The organism is Arthrobacter sp. P1_D12 (assembly GCF_056406175.1).
Window position 1 is genome coordinate 382,809 of sequence record NZ_JBFUAR010000001.1, and the last position, 18,744, is coordinate 401,552.

Consider the following 18,744-nt stretch of genomic DNA (forward strand, 5'->3'; position numbering starts at 1 on the left):
TCGGCGCCGGAATCAGACCGGAGGCCTAGAAGTGCGTGAGGCAGTGCGGTGAACGTTCGACGGCGAACATGAGCCGCGCTGTCAGCGCCGCCCCGGCCGTGTGCTCGGTGATCCGGCCGGCAGCTTTCAGCGTCACCGGACAAACGGCGCCCAGATAGATGGAGCCGAGGTCCGCGACATCAAGGGACAGGTCCGGCTCAGCCTCCGGAGCCGGCCTCACCGTGGCCTCTCCCCCGCAGACCGTGAGCGCGAAGGTGCCGGCCGCGAAGCCGAGACTGTCCCTGACCGCGAGAACGACCGTCCCGTCGGCCGAATAGCGCCGGGCCCCCAGCACCCGGGCTGGGTCCAGGACCCGCAGCCACAGCATGTCGCGGTGGTCCGATGCCTCGACGCATCGCGGGTCCTCAAGCGCCCAGGTCAGGGGGTCGTCCACCGGTGCATCCTGCCAGCTGATCCGGTCCACGAGGTCGATGCTGCCCAGGAACTGCCAGAGTCCCAGGTACGCGGCGTCATTCGCGGCCACGAGGTCCACGACCTCCATGGTGTACGGCTTGGCGTCCCACCCGGCGAACTTGTAGGACACGTAGCCGTCCACGGTTCCGGCGGCGTCGTAGTGCAGGGCGCAGCGGATTGCCTCGTCCTCGCCGCCGTCCCGGCCGAGCATGCCCGAGGACCGCAGCCGGTACGCTTCCTGCCGCGAGATGGATCCGGGCATGGAAGCGTGGACCTGGCCAAAAACCTTGGGTGCCAGTTCCAGCAGGACCTTGCGGTCCGCAATCTCCACGGTGCCGGCGGGCGCATGGCGCAGCCGGAAGCGCGGCCCGGTGTCGACCTTGATGCTGCGCTCGAAGGTGGCCACGCCGTAACCGAACCGCCCGTAGATCGAGGCTTCCGAGGCGGTCAGTGCCGCCAGCGCGACGCCGTCCGCCTTCGCCGCGGCGAGGTCCTCGGTCATCATCCGCCGCAGCAGTCCCTGCCGGCGGTGGGTCCCGCGCACGGTGACGGCTGTGACCAGCTGGGCTTCGAGCTGACGGCCGTAGCCGATGTTCAGGTCCTTGCGCAGGGTGGCGAAGGTCGCCACCGGGACGTCGGCCGCCAGCGAGTGGGCCGCGACGCCGTCGGCCTGGTAAACGCCGGTCATTTCACGGTTGTCCACGAGATACATGGCCATGATCTTGTCCACGAAGTCGTCTTTGCGCGGCTCCTCGTAGAAGCCGATCCCGACCCCGCGCAGCCACGCCGTGCCTTGCGCGTAGTCCCCCTCGTCCTTCGCGACCGCCCGGAACCGCCTGAGCTCGTACTTATCTGCCACGTACTTCTCCCCCTGAGAATTTCGGGTCCCGGCATAGCCGGAACGAAAACTGCCGGACCGAATAATACTTGCCGGACCGAAACCTTGCCGATACCGGTCCAGCGTTAGTGCCCCGCCTCGTACCAGCTGGAGCCGATGCCGATCTGGACGTCCAGCGGAACGCTGAGGTCCGCGGCCGAGCCCATTTGCTCGGTCACCAGCTTCTCCACGGCCTCGCGCTCACCCGCGGCGACTTCGAGGACAAGTTCATCATGGACCTGCAGGAGCATGCGCGATTTAAGGCCCCGTGCCGCCAGTTCCGCGTGCACACCCAGCATGGCGCGCTTGATGATGTCAGCCGCCGATCCCTGGATGGGCGAGTTCAGCGCGATGCGCTCCGCATTCTCACGCAGCTGGCGGTCGGTGCTGGTCAGGTCCGGGAGGTAGCGCCGGCGCCCCTCGATGGTGGCGGTGTAGCCGTCGATCCGGGCCTGGTCCACCACGCCGCGGAGGTAGTCGCGGACGGCGCCGAACCGGTCGAAGTAGTCCTTCATGAGGGTCCGCGCCTCGTCAACGGAGATCTCCAGCTGCTTGGACAAACCGAACGAGGTCAGCCCGTACGCGAGGCCATAGGACATCGCCTTGACCTTGGACCGCATGGCGCTGGTCACCTCATCGGTGGGCACATGGAAGATGTTCGAGCCCACGAACCGGTGGAGGTCTTCGCCGTCTTTGTAGGCCTGGATCAGGCCGGCGTCGCCCGAGAGGTGCGCCATGATGCGCATTTCGATCTGCGAGTAGTCCGCGGAGAGCAGGCACTCGTAGCCGTCGCTGACCACAAAGATGCCACGGACGCGCCGGCCTTCCTCGCTGCGGATCGGGATGTTCTGCAGGTTGGGGTTGTTGGACGAGATCCGGCCCGTAGCTGCGACGTTCTGCGCGTAGGTGGTGTGGATCCGGCCGTCTTCCGTGACGGACTTCTTCAGCGACTCCAGCATCTGGCGCAGCTTCGACGACTCCCGGTGCGCCATGAGCTGGACCAGGAATTCGTGCCCGGTCTTTTCCAGCAGGTTTTTGAGTGACGCGGCGTCGGTGGTGTAGCCGGACTTGATTTTCTTGGTCTTCGGCAACTGGAGTTCGTCGAACAGCACGGTCTGGAGCTGCTTCGGCGAACCAAGGTTGACCTCGTGGCCGATCGCGGCGAACGCCAGCTCCTGGGCGTTGTCGATCACCTTGGCGAGATCCGACAGCTGCTCGTCCATGCGGGGCATGTCGATGGCGATTCCCGCGAGTTCCATATCGGCGAGGACGCGGCTGACGGGCAGTTCCAGCGTCGTGAGCAGGTCCTGGGCTTTGCGTTCCGTCAGTTCTGATTCGAAGAAGCGGCTCAGGGCCTGGACGACGGCGGCCACGTGGACCAGCGCGCCGGCGGTGGCGGCGTCGTCGCCGTCGAACGCCAGCTCAAGCTGGCCTGCCTTGGCCGCCTCGGTGGACACCGAGATGTTCAGGTGGTGCTGCGCCAGCTCGGCGAGTTCATAGCTGCGGCGGTCGGGCTGGATGAGGTAGCCGGAGATGGAGGTGTCATCCACCACGCCCTCCAGCTGCAATCCGCGGGCGTGAAGGGCCTTCAGGGCAGCCTTGAACCCGTGCATCACCTTGGGCGCCTGGGCGTCCCGCAGCCACGCCGCCAGGACGTTTTCGGCGGCAGCGTCCTGGCTGGCCAGGTCGATATAGACGGCGGAGTCGTCGCGGACGATCGCCACCGCGGCGGCGTCCTCGCCGATCCGGCCGGGCACGAGATCGACCGCCACTGCGGAGCGCTTGCCGGCGCCGGCCGTGAGGAACGCACCGAGCTCTGCTGCGTCCGACGGGACCATGAAGCCGGGCGTTTCAAGGCTTTCCCGCTCGGCTTCCGCAACTTCACTGCCGTAGAGGGCAAAGAGCCGGGTCCGGATGGTCTTGAATTCCAAGGCGTCGAACAACTCCTCGAGGGCGGCCTGGTCCGGCCGCGGGTCAGCGAGTTCCTCCAGCGTCACTGGCAGGTCCAGGTCGGTGTGCAGCCTGTTGAGGCGCCGGTTGCGCTTGACGTCGTCAACGTATTCGCGCAGCGAGTCCCCCACCTTCCCGCCAATCGCGTCGAGGTTCTCCAGGACCCCCTCCAGACCGCCGTAAAGGTTGATCCATTTCGCTGCCGTCTTGGGGCCGACGCCGGGAACGCCGGGGAGGTTGTCCGCGGATTCCCCCACCAGGGCGGCGAGGTCCGAGTACTGGGCCGGGCTGACGAAGTACTTCTCCTGGATGGCGTCCGCGTCCATGCGGGGAATATCGCTGACACCCTTCTTGGGGTACAGGACGAAGACGTTGTCGGTGATGAGCTGGAAGGCGTCTCGGTCGCCTGAGACCAGCAGCACTTCGTAACCGGCCTTTTCCCCCATTGCGGCGAGGGTGGCCAGGATGTCGTCAGCTTCCCAACCGGGCATTTTGATGGTCTTGATGCCCCAGGCGCCCATGACCTTGTCGATGAGGTCGATCTGGCCGCTCATTTCCCGGGGGGTCTCGTTGCGTCCGCCCTTGTACTCGCTGTATTCGGCCTTGCGGTGCGTCGTGTCATCGGAGACGTCGAAGGCGACCGCCACGTGAGTGGGCTTTTGCTCCTTGATCAGGTTGATCAGCATGGACGTGAAGCCGTGGACGGCGTTCGTGTGCTGGCCCGTGGCGGTGGAGAACTTGTCCGCGGGCAGGGCGAAGAATGCCCGGAACGCCATGGAGTGCCCATCGAGCACGAGTAGCCGCGGCTGGTCGGTGATCGGAATCACGGGGGCCTCGGTGGCGGAAACCGACGCCGCGGCCCGGCTGGATTTTCCGGCACGCTTGGCCGCAACCCCTGAATCCGGCTCAGTTGCCAGGAGTTGGTCTGCCGCGGCGTCCGCGGAAAGGGGGGCAGCATTTTGGGGGGCTGCATTCTCGAGGACAAGGGCCGGTTTGGTAGTTTCACTCACAGGTGCCAGCCTAGTTCCCATGATGGACAATTTCACGCCCGGCCCCTACGCGGCCGAGCTCGCGGCGGCCGGTGTTCCCGAGGAGATGCACGATTGGCTGGGCCAGTACGGCGTCGGAGCCCTTGTGGTGAAGATGGGGATCCGCTTCCTCGAGATGAGCCCGGAACGCACTGTGGCCACCATGCCGGTGGCGGGGAACACCCAGGTGGCAGGCATCCTGCACGGCGGGGCCCACGTGGTCCTGGCCGAAACCCTGGGTTCTTTCGCGGCGGGCATGCATGCCGGGCCCAACCGTCAGGCGCTGGGGATCGAGGTCGGCGCGACGCACCACCGGGCGATCTCGGAGGGCACCGTCACCGGCACGTGCACGGCCATCCACCTCGGCCGGACTCTCACCACCCACGAGATCGTGATGACCGACGAGCATGGCCGCCGGCTCTCCACCGCCCGGATCACGAACCTTATCCGCGATATCGCGCCCTAGATCCGCGATATCGCGCTGGGCGACCGGCCCGGCGGCGCCGGATCCGGCTAGGGCCGGGCCGGGAAGCGGTAGCGCAGTTCCACGATGCCCCGGCCCAAGGTGCGGGAAGATGTCAACTCGAGCGGCGGCGTCGGGCCCGCCATGGGCAGCAACTGCTTGCCGCGGCCCAGGACCACCGGAATGACCGAGACAATCAGTTCGTCCAGCAGCCCGGCGTCAGCGAACTGCGCTGCGAGCACGCCTCCACCCACAACCCAGACGTTCCGGCCGCCGGCCGCTTCTTTGAAGTCGTCCACGAACGCGCCTACGGCCCCGCGCACAAACGTCACATCCGCGCCCTTCGGGGCGGCGTGCTCGTGGCGGGTGAAGACCCAGGAGGGTGTGCCCGGATACGGCCAGGTGTCCGGTTCATGCTCCCGAAGCCACGCGTAGGTCTCGCCGCCCATGACGATGCAGCCGACGTCGGCTATGAACGCGTCATAGCTGTCTTGTCCGCCCTCAAAGCCGTCGAACTGCAGCAGCCAGGCCAGATTGTCGCCGGCAGTGGCGATGAACCCGTCGAGTGAGGACGCCACGAAGTACTGGAAGCTAACCATGGCCCCAGCCTAGCCACTGCGGTGGCCGGTGTCCCATCCCCCGAAGGCACGGTCAGCCGACCCCCACGCGGCAGCCGGAAACTCACGGGCAACCGGACCCGGATGCGGGCAGCGGCTTACTTGTGGAAGTAAGGAATGATCAGGTAGAGCCCGAAGAGAATGGCGGCGCCGCACAAAGCGAAGCACGTGTAAGCGAGTGGTCGGGTCCAGGCCGCCGGGGAGGTCCGGGTGTCCCCCGCGATGGCCGTGAGGCGGACGCCGAGGGAGTAGAGAACTACCACGGTGACAGCGGACACAAGCGTGGCACTCGCCACGCTGAACAGTTCCAGCCATTTCATCGCTGGGCACCGCCGTTCTTGATCGACTTGGTGGCGGACTTTTTCTTGCGGAACTGCACGGCCTGGCCGACTTCCTCGATCTCGACGGCGTTGTTGCTGCCCACAGGCGACTTCCGTGAGCGCACAAACATATAGGCCACTGCGGCGGTGCCGGCAGTTGCCGCGATGATCACGCCTACGACCCCGGTCTGCACGAGCAGAGCCGTCAGCGCGCCCATGATTCCAGCGGCCGGCAGCGTGAACAGCCAGCCGATGGCAATCCGGCCGGCGGTTCCCCACCGCACCGTAGTGCCGCGGCGTCCCATGCCGGAGCCCACGACGGAGCCGGAGGCCACCTGCGTGGTGGACAGGGCGAAGCCCAGGTGCGAGGACGCCAGAATGGCTGTGGCGGTGCTGGTCTCGGCGGCAAAGCCTTGGGCGGGCTTCACTTCGGTGAGTCCCGAGCCCATGGTGCGGATGATCCGCCACCCGCCGGAATACGTGCCGATCGCGATGGCGAAGGCACAGGCGGTGATAACCCACCACTCCGGACCGGAGCCGGCAGGCTGGAGGCCGGCGGAGATCAGGACCAGGGTGATGATGCCCATCGTCTTCTGGGCGTCGTTGGTGCCGTGGGCCAACGCCACGAGGCTGGACGTGAAGACTTGACCGGTCCGGAATCCGCCGCGCTTCTGCGTGAGCTTGTCCCCGGTTTCGGGGTCATGGCGGGCGGTCAGGGCGTACGCCAGCCGCGTGCACAAGTAGGCTACGCCGCCCGCGATGACGGGGGCGAACACCGCGGGAAGAATGATCTTTTGGAGGATTGACTCAAAGTTGATCGCGTGGATGCCGATACCGGCAATCGCAGCCCCGATCAGGCCGCCGAAGAGCGCGTGGGAGGAACTGGACGGCAGGCCCTTGAGCCAGGTGATCATGTTCCAGAGAATGGCGCCCATCAGCCCGGCGAAGATGATGTCCGGGGTGATCTGGACCCCGTCCGAGCCTTCCTTGATGATGCCGCCCGAGACGGTCTTGGCGACTTCCGTGGAGAGGAACGCTCCCACGAGGTTCAGCACCGCCGCGAGGGCAACTGCTGTTTTCGGTTTGATGGCGCCGGTTGCGATGGGGGTAGCCATGGCGTTCGCGGTGTCATGAAATCCGTTGGTGAAGTCGAAGAACAGCGCCAGCGATATCACTAGCGCCACCATTACGGTGATTTCCACCTGTTGCCCAATCTGAAGTGTTCACGGTCGGCAGTTCCACATCCCCGTTGCTGCATGGCCACCACGTCCATTCGATGCCTGATCAGATGAATTCGGTGGCGCTAACGCGATTTGAAACCTTATCGATGGTACGTGGGAAAGACGGCTGGGCAAAACATGCCAGAAGTCCCTAAATTTAGTCCTCCTGTGCGGCACGGGCCTTCACCGCGGCGGTGCGATGCCGGTCACAGCTGGCACCGCCCGGCTCCACTGGAAAAGGCCCAGCTCAGACGGCCCGGCGGACGTCAGGCGCCGGGCCCGCGCCAAGCATCGAAGCGATCCTGTCCTCCAGCGCCGCGAGCGTCGCCTCGGGCAGCACGATGAGCCCGTCGAGTTCCCGGCGGGCGCGGCGGTAGGCCGTCTGCCGCTCGGCGGGAGTTGCGGCCGCGTCCGATGCGATCCGCAGAAGTTTCCGGGCTGTCTCGAGCCGCTGGCGTTCGGGACCGGTGAACTTGCTGTCCCTGATCCGTTTGGCTTCCCGTTCGGCGACGTCGAATGCGAGCTCAAAGCTGGTCACGGCCGCCCGGTACTCCGCGAGCCGCGCGGCGGTCCTGACTTCCGCCGGGGCGGCGGGGCGCAGCCCGTCGGCCTCGCGTTTGGCCCGGAGGAAGGCCACGGTGAGGGGCTCCCGGACATCCGTCATGACCGGGTAGTCGATCAGCTTCCCCACGTCGAGTTCGTAATCCAGCCAGCGCTTGTTGACAGTGTCGTGCGCCTTCATGAGGGCCAGCACATCGGTCTGGCTGGCCTGCTCTGCCTGCGCCGCCTGGTTCTTGAGCGTGTAAAGCTCCACGCGGCGGCGGTGCCGGCGTTCGGCGGCTTTGGACCAGGACCGCGCCCACCCGCCGGCCAGTCCGCTCAGGGGAAAGACGAGCCACCAAAAGTGCGTGATGAAATTGAAGAAGGGGTCCACGGCATCATCCTCCCATCCGTTGGCGGCGCCGGAAAGCCCCCTCCAAAAGGGGCCTCTCCGGCCCGTTCCGGGACCTTGCCGGCAACGGGGTGCTTGCCGGGCGGTCAGTCCCCGTGCTTGACCTTATGCACCTTCGTGACGATGGTGGGGCACGGCACGTTCAGGAGCACAGCGTGCGCCGTGGAGCCGAGCACTGTCCGGGAGAACCCGCCACGTCCGCGACTTCCGATCACCAACTCCCTGGCGTCGGCGGCGATATCCACGAGGGCCTTGGCCGGTTCGGTGTTCGTCTCAAGGCGCTGATGGACCACCAGGTCGGGGTATTTGTCGCCGAGCCCGGCGACCGACTCGGCGAGAACAATCCGGTCCTCTTCGACGATGCTCTCGGCGAGACCACTGGTCGGCAGCTGCTTCTCGACCCACCGGGCAGGGCTCTTGAACGCGAGGACCACGGTGAGCTCGTCTCCACCCCGATCAGCTTCGGCGGCCGCGAAGGCGACGGCCTGCAGCGACTCCTCGGAGCCGTCCACGCCGACCACGACGCCCTTTGCCCCGGTGGCCGGTTTCGCCGGCACGACGGCTACCGGGCATTCCGAGGCCGAGACAATCTGCAGGGCCCGGTCCGTCATGGGACCGCCGCCCATCCAATGTTTGTCATGGCCGCCAACCACGATCATGGCTGCCTCCTTGGAGACTTCCCGGAGCACCGAGCCGCCGCTGCCATGACGGAGCTGGATGTCCACAGTGACGTCCGGGGCCTGTTCACGGGCGGCCGTCTCAGCGTCCCGAAGCAGTTCCATCCCCGATTCCCGGATGATCTCGTGGTACTGAAAGTCCGGTGACATCCAGCGGTCGTCCACCGCGTGGACGACCGTGACCGGGAGCTTGTCCCGGGCGGCCCGGTCAAGGGCCCAGGCCAGGGCGGCGTTGCTGCCTGCGGACCCGTTGATGCCGACGATGATTGCTTTGCTCATGCTGATTCCTGCTTTCCTGGAATGCACACCGGCCTAGAATCCGGTGGGCTCGGTCTCGAACTCCGGTTCGCGGGGCGGGCCTTCATGGTGCACCGGACGCAGCGCTGCGGTGTGTTCCAGCCAGATGAGTGCGTCGTAGCGTTCCCCCATCCGGGTCGGAACGTAGTTTCCGGCGTCCCGTTCCGGGTGGTAGACGACGCCGATCGCCCGGTGTCCGAGCCGTGTCGAGAGCCACGGCCCGGTCCGGTCATCGCCGAACACCAGCACTGAGGGCACCCCCAGGGCCTGATGCAGGAAGTCTTCGTGGCTGCCCGGGCGCGCTTCCGGCACCGTCAGGATGCGTTCGGGGCGGCCCCACCCGTCGGAGGCGAGCACGGAGCCGCGGTGGGCTGCGAAGCCGACCAGCAGCACGCCTTCGCCCGCGTGGCGTTCGCGCAGCAGCTGCCCGACGTTGACCAGGCCGTCCTGTGCCATGTCGGTGGCCCGGGCATCGCCGATGTGTGTGTTGTGTTCCCAGATCAGTCCCTTCGACGCCGGCCCGAGGTGCCTGCTGACCCGGTCGATGGTGTCGGCCATATGGTGGTCGCGGACGTTCCAGGACTGCCTGTCGCCGCGGACCATGATGCGGTAGTAGTGCTCGGCGTTGGCCGCGACTTCAGCGTTCTGGACGGCGTCGAAGGCGTCCTCCTCATGCCGGCCGGGGCTGAAGGCCCGGTTCCTGACCTCGGTCAGGAGGGCCACGACGTCGGGCTCGCAGGACTGCGGCACCAGCCGCGTGCTCCAGGCGTACTGGTGCGGGTCCTCGTGGTGGGGCAGGAAGCACTGCCAGGCGCGCTCCGCCGCGGGGACGGCGTCGGGAACGTTGGCCTGCAGCCAGCCGATGATTTCGCGCAGCGAATCCCAGAGCGAGTAGACATCCAGTCCGTAGAAGCCGACACGTTTGTCCAGCGGCCTGGCCAGGTTCCAGCTGCGCAGCCAGTCCAGGAACGCCGCGACTTCCTCGTTGGCCCACATCCAGGTTGGCCAGCGTTCGAAGCCGGCCAGCAGTGCGTGGACGCCCTGGTCCTTCCCCTCCTGGCCGCGGACCCAGCGGTTGATGCGCCAGCAGTCGGGCCAGTCCCCTTCCACCCCAATCCAGTTGTAGCCTTCCTCCGCGATGAGCCGCCTGCTGAGGGTGTCGCGCCAGGTGTAGAACTCGTGGGTGCCGTGGGAGGCCTCGCCGATGGCTACAAAACGGCAGTCGGCCGCGCGCCTCACGAGGCCGCTGAGGTCCCGATCGGTTTTCAGCGGCCGGGCGAGATCGTGGACCTCTTTCAACACGGTGGACCGTGTGACGGCCTCGGGGTTCATCGCGGATCCTCGATGTCGATCGTCTCCAGGTATTCGGGCACCCTGGCCCGCCAGCCGAGTTCGCGTTTGATCCTGACACGCAGGGCGTCCGACGCGTCCGGGTCACCGTGCGTGATGTAGGTCATGCGGGGCGCTGCTTCTGCCGTCCTCATCCACGCGATGATAGCGTCGCCGTCGGCGTGCGCGGACAGGCTTTCCATCTGGATAACCTCGGCCCGCACCTTGACGTCCTCCCCGTAGATGCGCAACTCGCGTTCGCCGGCAGCAAGGGTGGCCCCCCGCGTGCCGCTGGCCTGGTAGCCGCTGAGGATGATGGCGTTTTTCGGGTCGGGGCCGTACGCCGCGACGTGGTGCAGGATCCGTCCGCCCGTCAGCATGCCGCTGGCCGAGATGATGATCATGGGGCCGCCGCGCAGGTTCAGCAACTTGGATTCGTCCACGGTGCGGGTGAGTTTGGCCAGTTTGTACATGTCCACGTACTCCTCCCGCTTGAGCCGGTGTTCTTCGGGGTGGCGCTGGTACATTTCGGAGGCGTCGATGGCCATGGGGCTGTTGAGGTAGACCGGGATGCGAGGAATCGCGCCCTTGCGCACGAGCCGGGAGATGTACAGCATCAGCGTTTCGGCCCGGCCGACGGCGAACGCGGCAAACATGATGACCCCTCCGCGTTTCGCGACGCGGTTGATGATCTCTCCCAGCAGCTTCTCCGGATCCTCCGTGGAGTGTTTCCGGTTGCCGTAGGTTGATTCGGTCACCAGGATGCCGGTTTCGCCGAGCGGACGGGGCGGATACATGAACGGGTCATCGGCCCGGCCCAGGTCCCCGGTGAAGTGCACGGACTGGGAGCCAACCCGGACGTGCACCTGGGCGGCCCCCAGGATGTGCCCGGCCGGCACGAACGTCAACTCCATGCCACCGCCAAGGTCAAGGGGAACATCAAACTCGACGATTTTGAATCTGTTGAGGGACGCGACGGCGTCCGCAGCCGTGTAGAGGGGCAGGGCGGGATCATGCGCGGATGACCCCCGCTGCGAGGCGTACCGGGCCTCCTCCTCCTGCAGGTGGCCGCTGTCCGGCAGGATGAGTTTGCATAGGTCTGTGGTGCCGGCCGTGGCGTACACGGGGCCGCCGAACCCGTCTCTGACCAGAGCAGGGACATATCCGGTGTGGTCCAGGTGCGCGTGGGTCAGCACCACGGCGTCGATGGATCGCGGCGGCACCGGAAAGGGCGCCCGGTTGCGCTCGCGGCTGCGCTTATAGCCCTGGAAGAGTCCGCAGTCCACCAGCACGCGCCCGCCGCCGGCGTCGATCAGGTAGCGTGAACCGGTCACGGTGTCGGTGGCACCAAGGAAGTTCAGGCTCGGCTGCTGGTGCTTCATGGCGCCCCCGTGGACCTTCTTCTTGCGTAAATTGCGCGTTGATGGCGCGCGGACCTGTGACCTGCGCAAACCTGTGACCAGCGTGAACCTGTGTCCTGAACGACCCCAGAGAAGTGCGCGGACCCGCGGCTCGCGGTGTACGCCCCAGCTTCCGCCCGGGCCTGCCGGGTGCCAAGGGCCAAAAGTCACCTCCGGGCCGGCGCCGGCCGCCGCCGGGGCCTCTGCGGCACGCGTCCAGGCGGGGCCGCCCCCCGGTAGGATTTCTTGACGGGCCCGGCCGGGCCCGAGGCCGGCAGCCCGGCACCGCCCAGCACAGCGCAGCCCAGTGGCAAGGACACACCATGAGCACCAAATCCGGAGGGCCCAAGCCTCCCGCCCGCCCCTGGACCCGCCACTACAGCCCCGGGGTTCCCGCCTGCCTCAAGCTCCCGGAAGGGTCCCTCGTCGACCTGATGGACTCATCCGTCCGGCGCTACGGGAAGAAGACCGCCCTGGAATTCTTCGGGGCGCGTACCAGCTACCGGGACCTCGGCACCGCCATCAACAAGGCGGCCGCGGGCCTGAGGAAGCTCGGCGTCCGGGCCGGTGACCGGGTGGCGCTGGTCCTGCCGAACTGCCCGCAACACATCATCGCGTTCCACGCGGCACTGCGCCTGGGCGCCGTGGTCGTCGAACACAACCCCTTATATACGGACCGAGAGCTGCGCCACCAGTTCGAGGACCATGGTGCCACCGTCGCCATTGTGTGGGACAAGGCCGTGGACAAGGTCCGCCAACTGCCGGCCGACGTCGGGCTGCAGAGCATCGTCTCCGTTGAGCTGATTCCGGCGATGCCGCTGCTGCAACGGGTCGCGCTGCGGCTCCCCGTGCCGGCGGCCCGCGCCGCCCGCGCCGCCTTGACCGCCGGCAAGCACACGCCCCGGCCCGTGGCGCAGCCAGCGCGCCGGACCGTGCTGGCGTGGAAAGACCTCCTTGGCGCAGGCGACCTGAAGAAAAAGCATCCGCGCCCGGCCGCCACTGACCTGGCCGTCATCCAATACACCAGCGGCACCACGGGCCGGCCCAAAGGCGCCATGCTGACCCATGCCAATCTGCAGGCCAATGCCGCGCAGGGCCGCGCCTGGGTGCCGGGACTCAAGGACGGCCGGGAAACCGTGTACGCCGTGCTGCCCATGTTCCACGCCTACGGACTGACGCTGTGCATGACGTTTGCCCTGAGCATCGGCGCGAAACTGGTGCTGTTCCCTAAGTTCGACGTCGACCTTGTGTTGAAGGCGCACAGGAAGTCGCCTGCCACATTCCTGCCGGCGGTGCCGCCGATCTACGACCGCATCGCCGCCGCAGCCGCCGAGCGCGGTATCGCGCTGGACAGCATCCGCTTTTCCATCTCGGGGGCGATGAACCTACCGACGGCGACGGTGGACACGTGGGAGAAGGCGACCGGGGGCTACCTGATCGAGGGCTACGGGCTGACGGAAACCTCGCCGATAGCCCTGGGCAACCCCTTCGGTCCCAGCCGGAAACCGGGAACCGTGGGGGTCCCGTTTCCCCTGACGGACATTCGTGTGGTGGACCCGCGGAACGTTCTCCTGGACCGTGCCCCGGGAGAGGAGGGCGAGCTCCTGGTCCGCGGCCCGCAGGTCTTTGCCGGCTACTGGAACCGGCCGAAGGAGACCGAGGAGGCGTTGCTGGAGGGCGGCTGGTTCCGGACCGGTGACATCGTCTCGGTAGATAAGGATGATTTCGTGACCGTCCGGGACCGGATCAAGGAACTGATCATCACGGGGGGCTTCAACGTCTCCCCCACGGAAGTTGAAGATGTCCTCTCCGGGTGCCCCGGTGTCCGGGACGTGTGTGTGGTGGGACTGCCCCGCCCGGGCGGCGGCGAAGACGTGGTTGCCGCCGTCGTCCAGTCCGCGGGCTCCGGGCTGGACCCGGAGGCGCTGCTGGCGTTTGCCCGGGAGAACCTGGCCGCCTACAAGGTGCCGCGCCGCGTTGCCGTGGTGGATGAGCTGCCGCGTTCGCTGATCGGCAAGGTCCTGCGCCGCGAGATCCGGGACACACTCGTGGCCGGCCGGTAGCCTGCCCCGGCCAGGGCAATTGCTTGCGGCGCTCCGATCAAGCTGATAGGCCTGACGGTAAGGTGCAGAGTGGCAGATCAGCACGCCGCCAATCCGGGTGGTGGTTGCAGAAGGGAAGTTCACGTGACTCGCAAGACTCCTCATATCGAGGAACCGTCCGAAAAGGATCTCGTCGTCGGGGACGGGCCGAAAAGCTGGGCCGCCGGCGTCCCGGGCGTGTACCACTCCATGAAGCCGGCCATCGAACAGATGGGACTGAACCGGACCCGCAAGACAGTCATGGCGATGAACCAGAAGGACGGCTTCGACTGTCCGAGTTGCGCGTGGCCGGATCCCCACCACCGCAAGGCATTCGAGTTCTGCGAGAACGGGGCCAAAGCGGTGACCTGGGAAGCGACCCCGGTGGTGGTTCCCGAAACTTTCTGGGCCGAGAATGCCGTCAGCGACCTGCGCAGCCAGACCGAGTACTGGCTTGGCATGCAGGGCCGCCTGACCGAACCGGTGTACAAGGCCGCCGGCGAGGACCACTACAAGGCGGTCAGCTGGGACGAGGCGCTCCGGCTCGTGGCCGACAAGCTCAAGGGCCTGGACTCCCCCGACCAGGCGGCGTTCTACACGAGCGGCCGGACCTCGAACGAGGCTGCCTTCCTTTACCAGCTCATGGTCCGCGGCTACGGCACCAACAACCTGCCGGACTGTTCCAATATGTGCCACGAATCCTCCGGCTGGGCCATGGGCCAGACCATCGGCATCGGCAAGGCGACGGTCAGCGTCGACGACTACGCCAAAGCCGACCTGATCATCATCATGGGCCAGAACCCCGGCACCAACCACCCCCGGATGATGACCGAACTTGAGGCGTGCAAGCGCAACGGCGGCGAGATCGTGGCCGTCAACCCGCTCCCCGAAGCAGGCCTGCGCCGGTACAAGAACCCGCAGCAGGTCAACGGGGTCGTCGGTCACGGCGTCCAGATTGCAGACCAGTTCCTCCAGATCCGGATCGGCGGCGACATGGCGCTGCTGCAGGCCGTGTCCAAGCGCGTGCTCGACGCCGAGGCCAAGAACCCCGGGACAGTCCTGGACCACGCCTTCCTGGCCGAACACTGCGAGGGGCTCGATGAGCTCAAGGAACATCTCGCCGGGCTGGATGAAGGCACAGTGCTTGAGGCCACGGGCCTGCGCAGCGAGGACATCGACGAGCTGGCCGCCCGCTATCTCAAGGCCGAGAAAGTCATCATCACCTGGGCCATGGGCATCACGCAGCAGAAGAAGGGTGTTGCCACCATCAAGGAGATCATCAACCTCCTGCTGCTGCGCGGCAATATCGGCAAGCCGGGCGCCGGCGCCTCGCCCATCCGCGGGCACAGCAATGTGCAGGGCGACCGGACCATGGGCATCTGGGAGCAGATGCCGCAGTCCTTCATGGAGGCCCTCGGCGAGGAGTTCGACTTCGAGCCGCCCCGCGAACACGGCGCGGACGCCGTCGAGACCATCAACAAGATGCGCGCGGGCGAGATCAAGGTATTCGTCGCCCTGGGCGGCAACCTGGTGGGTGCCATCTCGGACACGAACGCCGCCGAGGCTGCGATGCAAAACACGGAGATGACGGTGCAGATCTCGACCAAGCTGAACCGCTCGCACGCTGTGACGGGCCGAGAGGCCCTGATTCTCCCCACGATGGGCCGGACCGAGATCGATATCCAGGAATCCGGTCCCCAATTCGTGTCGGTGGAGGACACCGTCTGCGCCGTGCACCCGTCCTGGGGCAGCGTCGAGCCGGTGTCCCACCATCTGCTCTCTGAGCCGGCCATCGTGAGCCGGCTGGGCAAACTCCTGGTGGGCGACAAGATCAGGGCCGATTGGGACGGCTATGAGAAGAACTACGACCTCATCCGGGACCACATTTCGCGCGTGGTGGGCGGCTGCACGGACTACAACCAGCGGATCCGGCAGGAAGGCGGGTTTATCCTCGCCCACGGTCCCCGCGACTCCCGCACCTTCCCCACGCCCACCGGCAAGGCCGTGCTGACAGTCAATGATCTTGAACTTGTCGAACGGCCGGAGGGAACCCTGATCCTGCAGAGCATGCGCTCCCACGACCAGTTCAACACCACCATCTACTCGCACAACGACCGCTACCGTGGCATCAAGAAGGGCCGCCATGTGGTGTTCGTGAACCCTGACGACATCGCCGAGCTCGGCCTTGCGGACGGGCAGTACGTGGACGTCCGCGGCGTATACGACGACGGTGAGGAACGCGTGGTGCGCAAGTTCCGTGTGGTGTCGTACCCCACGGCACGCGGTTGCGCTGCTGCCTACTACCCCGAAGCCAACGTGCTGGTGCCGCTGAACCACACGGCCGAAGGCAGCAACACGCCAGTCTCGAAGGCAGTCATCGTCCGGCTCGAGCCGAGCCTGGACCAGACGCTCGTCGGCGCGGCAACAGCCCCTGCCCGGGTGGACTCACCCTAGGCACCCGCCAGCCGGGGCCGGGCCAGTCCGCACCACCGGACATGCCCCGCCCCGGCCCCGGCGAGTGGACATAACACCAACATGCCCGTCCCTGCGCCCCACCGCGGAGCATGTCCAGTGGCTGCGGACCGCGCGCATGGCGTGATCCCTGTGCATCAGGTCCCGCGTGCTTCCAGGGTGCTCGCGGGCCGTGCTACTGGGCCCTCTTGGCCCAGCCTTTCTCGTCCGGGCCGCCCGACTCGCCATGTTCGCAGAGCTCGATGACCTTGTTCGACGCGGCGTGCACGGCCTCCTGCGTGCCCTTGCGGCCCTTGGTGGACGCAGTACCCGCCGCGTAGCCCACGATGAACGCACTGATGGCGTCCGCATGCGGCCCGACGGCTTTGACCGATTCCTCTGCCACCTGGACGATCTTTTCGTGGTCGACTTCCAGGTCGAGGATCTGCAGCGCCTGGATCAGCCGGCTGCTCCAATGCCGCAGCGAGCTGTCTTCGTCTCGGGACAACGTCATTGCTACTCCTTCTCGCAGGGTGGATGGATCGTCTAACCCTCAAGGGGTAGCACCCGCCCCGGCCTTGCGCAACGCGACACAGCGGCACGGCGGCAGGCGGCACGTCGGCGGCCCCTCAGCTCCAGAGCGCCACGTGGAACTTGGATCCCCGCCGTTCCAGCCCTCGGGAACCGCCGGGGGCGACCATGGCCGCGGTGGCGTCGGCGGTGCCGGCAAACCGTTGGAGGGTCCGCGCCATGGTGGTGGCCCGGCCGCGGTCCAGGGTACTGGCCCACCAGAGTCCGGAGATCGGCGTTCCGGCTACCGGCACACGGACCAGGGAACCGCTGCGGATTTCAGCCCGGACAATATGCCCCAGCGCCAGCATGGTTCCCTCTCCGGCCCTGACTGCGGCCAGGGCCTCCGTTTCGCTGCTCAACCGGACGATCTCCGGCGCCACCGACTGGGCGGCCAGCCAGCGGCCCTCCTCGCTGGCCGCCTGGATGCCGGCGGGCCCGGCAAACCAGGGTCTGCGCACCAGTTCGGCCGGCGCGACCGGCCCGTGGAGGGCGGCGACCGGATGTCCGGCGGCCGCCACGACGATCCGCTGGTACCGCAGGAACGGGACGGAGTCGATGCCGACGTCGCCAGTGCCGTTGGCAAGGGAGCCGTTGCGGACGGCGGGCCTGGCCCCCAAAGCGATGTCATAGACGCGTTCGAGCATCAGCGAGGCGATGTCCTCGGCTTCCTCCACCACCACATCGACGGAAGCCCCGGGAACCCGGCGGGTGAAAAGGTCCAGGAGGCGCCCCGCCGCGTGCTCGGCAAACGGCGCCGTCGCCACGATTTTCAGCCGCCCGGTCTCGGTCTGGGCATGTGCCACCTCCCACCGGGCCCGGTCCGCCAGTCCCACGATGTCCTGGGCATGTTCGGCGAGCGCCCGGCCGCCGGGAGTCAGCGCAATCCCGCCATGGGCGCGCACGAAGAGCGGGTCGCCCAGATCCTGCCTGAGTGCGGCGAGCGCCGTCGATACTGCCGGTTCGCTGACTCCGAGTTGGACGGCGGCCGCATGGAGGGAACCCAGCTTGGCCACCAGGGCGAACGTCCGCAACTGTCCCAATGTCATCGCCACGGCTTCATAACCTTTCGCTTATGACGATATTGACAGCCCCGCCAGGCCGCGGCAAGACTGACGTCAATCCGGCGCCAGGCAGCCGCTGCTCCACGCCGCCGGCCTTTCGGAGTGAGGTAGGGACTATGCAGATTCCGGCTCCATTTGACTACGTGCGCGCCACTACGGTGGAGAACGCCCTGGAACTCCTTGCCCGGTACGGACCCGAATCGCGGGTGGTGGCCGGGGGGCATAGCCTCCTGCCGATGATGAAGCTCCGCCTCTCCCGGCCCGAATGGCTGATCGACATCAATGACTTGTACGAGCTCGATTTCATCCTCCGTGACGGCAACAAACTAAGGGTCGGCGCCCTGACGCGCCACACCACCCTGCTCGAGTCGGACGAGGTGGCCGGGATGTTCCCCATCGTGCGGGACGCCGAGCAGGTGATCGCCGACCCCGTGGTCCGCAACCGCGGCACCATTGGCGGCTCGCTCTGCCAGGCCGACCCGGCCGAGGACCTCTCCACGGTTTGCGGGGTCCTGGGCGCCGAGGCCGTGATCCGCGGACCAGGCGGCGAGCGCATCCTGTCCATGTCCGAGTTCCACCGCGGCCCCTATGAAACCGCGGTCGGGCACGATGAACTGCTCTGCGAACTCAGGTTCGGCATCCGTCCCCGGTCGGGCAGTGCCTATGAAAAGGTCGAACGCCGGGTCGGAGACTGGGCAGTCGGTGCCGCCGGTGCCGCCGTCACGCTCGCCGCGGACGGCACTGTCGATGACGCCGCCGTCGGGCTCACCGCCCTGGGCATCGACCACCCCCTGACCGGGCCCGCCGCGGTGCTCCGCGGCCTGCATCCGGTCGAGGCGCTGTTCGCCGAGGCGGGCAGGCTGGCAGCGGAGGCCTGCGATCCGGTGGCTGACCAGCGCGGCCCGGTCGACTACAAGCGGCATCTCGCCGATGAGCTCACCCAACGGGTACTGCGGCGGGCCTGTGCCCGCGCCGCCCAGATGCAGGAAGGCTGA

15 protein-coding genes are annotated in these 18,744 nt (G+C 67.1%); 4 read left to right on the plus strand and 11 right to left on the minus strand.

Annotated features, from left to right (window positions below; translation table 11 throughout):
* Positions 1–25: 25 nt before the first annotated feature.
* Positions 26–1,312, minus strand: a complete 1,287-nt coding sequence (locus AC1DZV_RS01750) for a GNAT family N-acetyltransferase (protein WP_476952781.1) — start codon at positions 1,310–1,312, stop codon at positions 26–28.
* 104 nt (positions 1,313–1,416) lie between these two features.
* A complete protein-coding gene (gene polA / locus AC1DZV_RS01755; RefSeq protein WP_476952782.1) occupies positions 1,417–4,311 on the minus strand; it encodes a DNA polymerase I in 2,895 nt (964 codons plus the stop codon).
* On the opposite strand from polA, the gene AC1DZV_RS01760 reads away from it, so the two are divergent.
* Complete coding sequence (locus AC1DZV_RS01760) at positions 4,310–4,774, plus strand: hotdog fold thioesterase (protein ID WP_476949660.1); 465 nt, start codon at positions 4,310–4,312, stop codon at positions 4,772–4,774. The two genes, polA and AC1DZV_RS01760, sit on opposite strands and share 2 nt — an antisense overlap.
* Before the next feature lie 47 nt (positions 4,775–4,821).
* Here the strand turns inward: AC1DZV_RS01760 and AC1DZV_RS01765 are convergent, their stop codons facing one another.
* From AC1DZV_RS01765 to AC1DZV_RS01795, 7 genes are all read right to left on the minus strand, one after another.
* On the minus strand, positions 4,822–5,370 hold the full coding sequence (locus AC1DZV_RS01765; protein ID WP_476949661.1) for a dihydrofolate reductase family protein: 549 nt from the start codon (positions 5,368–5,370) through the stop codon (positions 4,822–4,824).
* Between the two features lie 116 nt (positions 5,371–5,486).
* Positions 5,487–5,708 (minus strand): hypothetical protein, encoded by a 222-nt coding sequence (locus AC1DZV_RS01770; RefSeq protein ID WP_028276822.1) that lies wholly within the window; start codon positions 5,706–5,708, stop codon positions 5,487–5,489.
* The gene (locus tag AC1DZV_RS01775) at positions 5,705–6,910 is read right to left on the minus strand and encodes an inorganic phosphate transporter (RefSeq protein WP_243177754.1); all 1,206 of its coding nucleotides are present in this window, start codon (positions 6,908–6,910) and stop codon (positions 5,705–5,707) included. Before AC1DZV_RS01775 ends, AC1DZV_RS01770 begins: the two co-directional genes overlap by 4 nt.
* Positions 6,911–7,175: 265 nt before the next feature.
* A complete protein-coding gene (locus tag AC1DZV_RS01780) occupies positions 7,176–7,862 on the minus strand; it encodes a hypothetical protein (RefSeq protein WP_476949662.1) in 687 nt (228 codons plus the stop codon).
* 104 nt (positions 7,863–7,966) lie between these two features.
* Positions 7,967–8,836, minus strand: a complete 870-nt coding sequence (locus AC1DZV_RS01785; protein WP_476949663.1) for a universal stress protein — start codon at positions 8,834–8,836, stop codon at positions 7,967–7,969.
* Positions 8,837–8,869: 33 nt separating this feature from the next.
* A complete protein-coding gene (locus AC1DZV_RS01790) occupies positions 8,870–10,186 on the minus strand; it encodes an erythromycin esterase family protein (protein WP_476949664.1) in 1,317 nt (438 codons plus the stop codon).
* Positions 10,183–11,565 (minus strand): MBL fold metallo-hydrolase, encoded by a 1,383-nt coding sequence (locus tag AC1DZV_RS01795; RefSeq protein ID WP_476949665.1) that lies wholly within the window; start codon positions 11,563–11,565, stop codon positions 10,183–10,185. Before AC1DZV_RS01795 ends, AC1DZV_RS01790 begins: the two co-directional genes overlap by 4 nt.
* A 341-nt stretch (positions 11,566–11,906) precedes the next feature.
* On the opposite strand from AC1DZV_RS01795, the gene AC1DZV_RS01800 reads away from it, so the two are divergent.
* Together AC1DZV_RS01800 and AC1DZV_RS01805 are read left to right on the plus strand one after the other, a co-directional pair.
* On the plus strand, positions 11,907–13,646 hold the full coding sequence (locus AC1DZV_RS01800; RefSeq protein WP_476949666.1) for a long-chain-fatty-acid--CoA ligase: 1,740 nt from the start codon (positions 11,907–11,909) through the stop codon (positions 13,644–13,646).
* 123 nt (positions 13,647–13,769) lie between these two features.
* Positions 13,770–16,118, plus strand: a complete 2,349-nt coding sequence (locus tag AC1DZV_RS01805) for an FdhF/YdeP family oxidoreductase (RefSeq protein WP_476952783.1) — start codon at positions 13,770–13,772, stop codon at positions 16,116–16,118.
* Between the two features lie 193 nt (positions 16,119–16,311).
* Here the strand turns inward: AC1DZV_RS01805 and AC1DZV_RS01810 are convergent, their stop codons facing one another.
* Together AC1DZV_RS01810 and AC1DZV_RS01815 are read right to left on the minus strand one after the other, a co-directional pair.
* Positions 16,312–16,629: a DUF6457 domain-containing protein gene (locus tag AC1DZV_RS01810; RefSeq protein WP_028276814.1), complete on the minus strand. Its 318-nt coding sequence runs from the start codon at positions 16,627–16,629 to the stop codon at positions 16,312–16,314.
* A gap of 115 nt (positions 16,630–16,744) precedes the next feature.
* Positions 16,745–17,734, minus strand: coding sequence for a LysR family transcriptional regulator (locus tag AC1DZV_RS01815; RefSeq protein ID WP_476949771.1), 990 nt, complete (start codon positions 17,732–17,734; stop codon positions 16,745–16,747).
* A gap of 131 nt (positions 17,735–17,865) precedes the next feature.
* Between AC1DZV_RS01815 and AC1DZV_RS01820 the strand changes: the two genes are divergently transcribed.
* Complete coding sequence (locus AC1DZV_RS01820; protein ID WP_476952784.1) at positions 17,866–18,744, plus strand: FAD binding domain-containing protein; 879 nt, start codon at positions 17,866–17,868, stop codon at positions 18,742–18,744.